We start from the raw sequence: 3,430 nt of genomic DNA, 5'->3' as shown, positions 1-3,430 counted from the left end.
CGACTTCGCCCGTGCCGCCGGGGTGCCGCTGGAACCGGCGGCCGCGCTGGCGTTGCTGGAGGTGCCGGCGCGGCCCATCGATCTGGGCGAGGTGGACGGGCAGATGTTCCTCAACATGGCCACCGGCGGCTTCGGCTCCAAGGTCACGGCCAATACACCCGAAGACCTGAAAAAGCTGCTCGGCGGCGCGGCTTACCTGCTCACCGGGCTGACGCGCTTCTCCGAAGTGCATGCCGCGCAGGGCCGTTTCAGCGGCCCGGATTTCAGTTGGGAGGGCGAATTCCTCGCACTGGGCATCGGCAACGGCCGGCAGGCGGGCGGCGGGCACATGCTCTGTCCCCAGGCGACGGCGGACGACGGATTGCTGGACGTGAGCATCCTGCCAACGCCGCAGGACATGGTCGGCACCCTCGGCGCGCTGCTGGGCGGTGGGCTTGGCACCCAGGACCTGTTCGTCCGTGCGCGCCTGCCGTGGGTGGAGGTCGAGGCCCGCGAAGGACTGGACGTCAACCTCGATGGCGAGCCCCTGGAAGGCCGCAAGCTGCGCTTCGAGGTGCGTCCGTCGGCGATCTCCATGCACCTGCCGGCGGACTCGCCGTTGCTCTCGTCGACCCAGCGGCTCATGGGCGCGAGCAGCTGAGCGGTCTGGCCGCGACTGCGCAAGTCGTGCATGATGGCTCTCGGCCAGCATCTTGTTTCCAAACGGATGGCCGATAGCTTTCCCGCAAGACTCATTCCGAATCTGGAGCAGGCATGGCCGGTATTCTCGACACTGTCGATCAACGCACCCAACTGGTAGGCGAGAACCGCCTGGAAATCCTGGTCTTCCGCCTGGCCGGGCGGCAGCAGTTCGCGATCAACGTGTTCAAGGTGCAGGAAGTGCTGCAACTGCCGCGCCTGACCCTGATCCCGCAGCGTCACCCGATGATCTGCGGGGTGATCAACCTGCGCGGGCAGACCCTGCCGGTGATCGACCTGTCGCGGGCCATCGGCATGCGCGCGCTGACCCCGGATGCCAGCAGCACCATCATCGTCACCGAGTACAACCGCTCGGTGCAGGCCTTCCTGGTGGGTGGGGTGGAGCGCATCCTCAACCTCAACTGGGAATCGATCCAGCCGCCGCCCGGTGGCGCCGGGCGCCAGCACTACCTGACCGCGATCACCAAGGTGGACGACCGCCTGGTGGAGATCATCGACGTGGAGAAGGTGCTGGCCGAGATCGTGCCGATGAACACCCGTGTGTCCAGCGAGCGGCTGGACGACAAGTTGCTCAGCCAGACCCGTGGCCGCGAAGTGCTGGTGGTGGATGACTCCAGCGTCGCGATCTCCCAGCTGCGTGACACTCTCGGGCAGCTCGGCCTGCGCCTGCACGTGGCCACCGACGGCCTGCGCGCGCTCAATCAGCTCAAGCGCTGGGCGGACGAGGGCGCGGACATGGACGAGAAGCTGCTGATGGTCTTCACCGACGCCGAGATGCCGGAGATGGACGGCTACCGGCTGACCACCGAGATCCGCAACGACCCGCGCCTGCGTGACCTCTACGTGGTGCTGCACACCTCGTTGTCAGGCAGCTTCAACGACGCCATGGTGAAGAAGGTCGGCTGCGACGATTTCCTTTCCAAGTTCCAGCCGGACCAGTTGGTGGAGGTGGTGCGTCGGCGGTTGCAGAAAGTCCCCGCCTGACCCACGCCCTTACCTTGTAGGAGCGAGCTTGCTCGCGAATGCTTTTCGCCTGACGCATCGGCATGGGGCGGTTCGCGAGCAAGCTCGCTCCTACAGGGGACGCCCGGTGCCGCTTCTGTAGGAGCGGAGCTTCTCCGCGAAGTGCTTCTCTCTCGCTCTGTCAGCTTCCGGCTGAGGTGGCCAATGCCCGCGACGAAGCTGCCCTCATTGCTAGACGAGCGTTCCACCCCGTATAAGGTCCCTTTCGCCTGCATGAAAGGAAGCTTCCGATGTACAGCCTGAGCGAGCTCTACCGCTACCCGGTCAAGTCCACCGCCTTCGAACCCCTGGAATCCGTCCGCCTGGACGCCCTGGGCCTGGAAGGGGACCGACGCTGGCTGGTGGTGGAGGCATCCAATGGCCGCTTCCTCACTCAGCGCCTGCTGCCGCAGATGGGCCGCATCGAGGCGCGCTGGCAGGACGATTTCGCCGCCCTGCGCCTGCGCGCGCCCGGCATGGACGACTTGCTGGTGAACGTACCCGGCCAGGACGACAACCTGCGCGGCGTGCTGATCTGGCGCGACATGCTGCAGGTGCCGGACGCCGGCGAAGCCGCTGCCCAGTGGCTGAGCACCTTCCTGGGTCGCGCCGTGCGCCTGGTGCAGATGCCCGAGCAGCGCGCCCGGCAGGTCGACACCGCCTACGCCGAGCCCGGCGAGCATGTGCATTTCGCCGACGGCTTCCCGCTGCTGCTGATCGGCCAGGGGTCGCTGGATGACCTGTCGGCCAGGGTCGGTCGCCCGCTGGAAATGCCGCGCTTCCGCCCGAACCTGGTGGTGACCGGCGCCGAGCCTTTCGCCGAAGACGGCTGGAAGCGCATCCGCATCGGCGACGTCACCTTCAAGGTGGCCAAGCCGTGCTCGCGCTGCATCCTCACCACCATCGACCCGCACACCGGCGAGCGCGATGCCGCCCGCGAGCCGCTGGCGACCCTGCTGGGGTATCGCAACGTCAATGGCGAAGCGCTGTTCGGGCAGAACCTCATTGCCCTGAACGGTGGAGAGCTGCGCGTGGGCATGGATGTGGAAGTTCTGGAGTAGGCGCGACATCGGGACACTTGTAGGAGCGAGCTTGCTCGCGAACAGCTTGACGCCGGTACATCCGCGGAAAGCGTTCGCGAGCAATAACGATGGCGTCCCCCTCGCTCCTACAGGTAACTACACCGTTCACGTGTGTACGCCGTCAGCGCTTTACAGCTTGGCGTCTACGCAACCGGTGCTCTGGCACTCGCGCTCACGCTCGCGCAGCACGCTCAGGCGCTCGTTGGTCTTGTCCACGGCGCACTGCAGGTTGACGAAGTAGCCGCCGTCGCGCTCGTAGCTGCACTGGGCGTCGCGGTCCTTGATCCAGGCGATCTGGCTCTTCTTCAGCGCGGCCTTCTGGCCGTCGTTGAGCATCTTGCGCAGGGTGCCGAATTCATTGTTCAGCTCGCGGTCGACCTGGGCGTATTCGGTGCTCAGGCAGTACACGCTGTCGAAGGCGTTGCGCGGCTTCTCGCAGGCGGCCAGGGCCAGCTCCGTGCTGAGCAGGCCGGCGGCCAGGACAGTGACGGAAAGCAGGGTCTTGCGCATGGGAATTTCCTTTTCCTTGAGGGAGTGGAGACCGCCCGGCGGGGGGCGGGGGGGGGGGTGGGTCAGAGTTTGTGGGAGAAGCGGTGTGGGCCCTGGTCCAATGGGGGCGGGGCGGTGTGGATATGGCCCGAGATAAA

The 3,430-nt window shown here is 66.4% G+C and carries 4 protein-coding genes; 3 read left to right on the top strand and 1 reads right to left on the bottom strand.

The window, feature by feature from the left end:
- From ACCC94_RS28805 to ACCC94_RS28795, 3 genes are all read left to right on the top strand, one after another.
- The coding region (locus ACCC94_RS28805) for a YegS/Rv2252/BmrU family lipid kinase (protein WP_413353001.1) at window positions 1-640 on the top strand (640 nt) is incomplete at its 5' end.
- Between the two features lie 113 nt (window positions 641-753).
- Window positions 754-1,683 carry a chemotaxis protein CheV gene (locus ACCC94_RS28800; RefSeq protein ID WP_413353000.1) on the top strand — a complete coding sequence of 310 codons (930 nt, stop codon included), beginning with the start codon at window positions 754-756 and terminating at the stop codon, window positions 1,681-1,683.
- A 269-nt stretch (window positions 1,684-1,952) separates the two neighbouring features.
- Entirely contained in the window at window positions 1,953-2,762 is an 810-nt protein-coding gene (locus ACCC94_RS28795) for an MOSC domain-containing protein (RefSeq protein ID WP_413352999.1), read from the top strand.
- Between the two features lie 150 nt (window positions 2,763-2,912).
- On the opposite strand, the gene ACCC94_RS28790 is transcribed toward ACCC94_RS28795, so the two are convergent.
- Window positions 2,913-3,293 (bottom strand): lysozyme inhibitor LprI family protein, encoded by a 381-nt coding sequence (locus ACCC94_RS28790; RefSeq protein WP_413352998.1) that lies wholly within the window; start codon window positions 3,291-3,293, stop codon window positions 2,913-2,915.
- Window positions 3,294-3,430: the final 137 nt, after the last annotated feature.

This window comes from Pseudomonas sp. Pseusp97 (assembly GCF_047304025.1).
Taxonomy (GTDB): domain Bacteria; phylum Pseudomonadota; class Gammaproteobacteria; order Pseudomonadales; family Pseudomonadaceae; genus Pseudomonas.
This window is presented reverse-complemented; position numbering and strand designations above follow the sequence as displayed.

What these genes read in the sequence shown, in the direction of transcription:
- ACCC94_RS28800 (WP_413353000.1), top strand. Translation starts at nt 754, where the DNA reads ATGGCCGGTATTCTCGACACTGTCGATCAACGCACCCAACTGGTAGGC.
- ACCC94_RS28795 (WP_413352999.1), top strand. Translation starts at nt 1,953, where the DNA reads ATGTACAGCCTGAGCGAGCTCTACCGCTACCCGGTCAAGTCCACCGCC.
- ACCC94_RS28790 (WP_413352998.1), bottom strand. Translation starts at nt 3,293, where the DNA reads ATGCGCAAGACCCTGCTTTCCGTCACTGTCCTGGCCGCCGGCCTGCTC.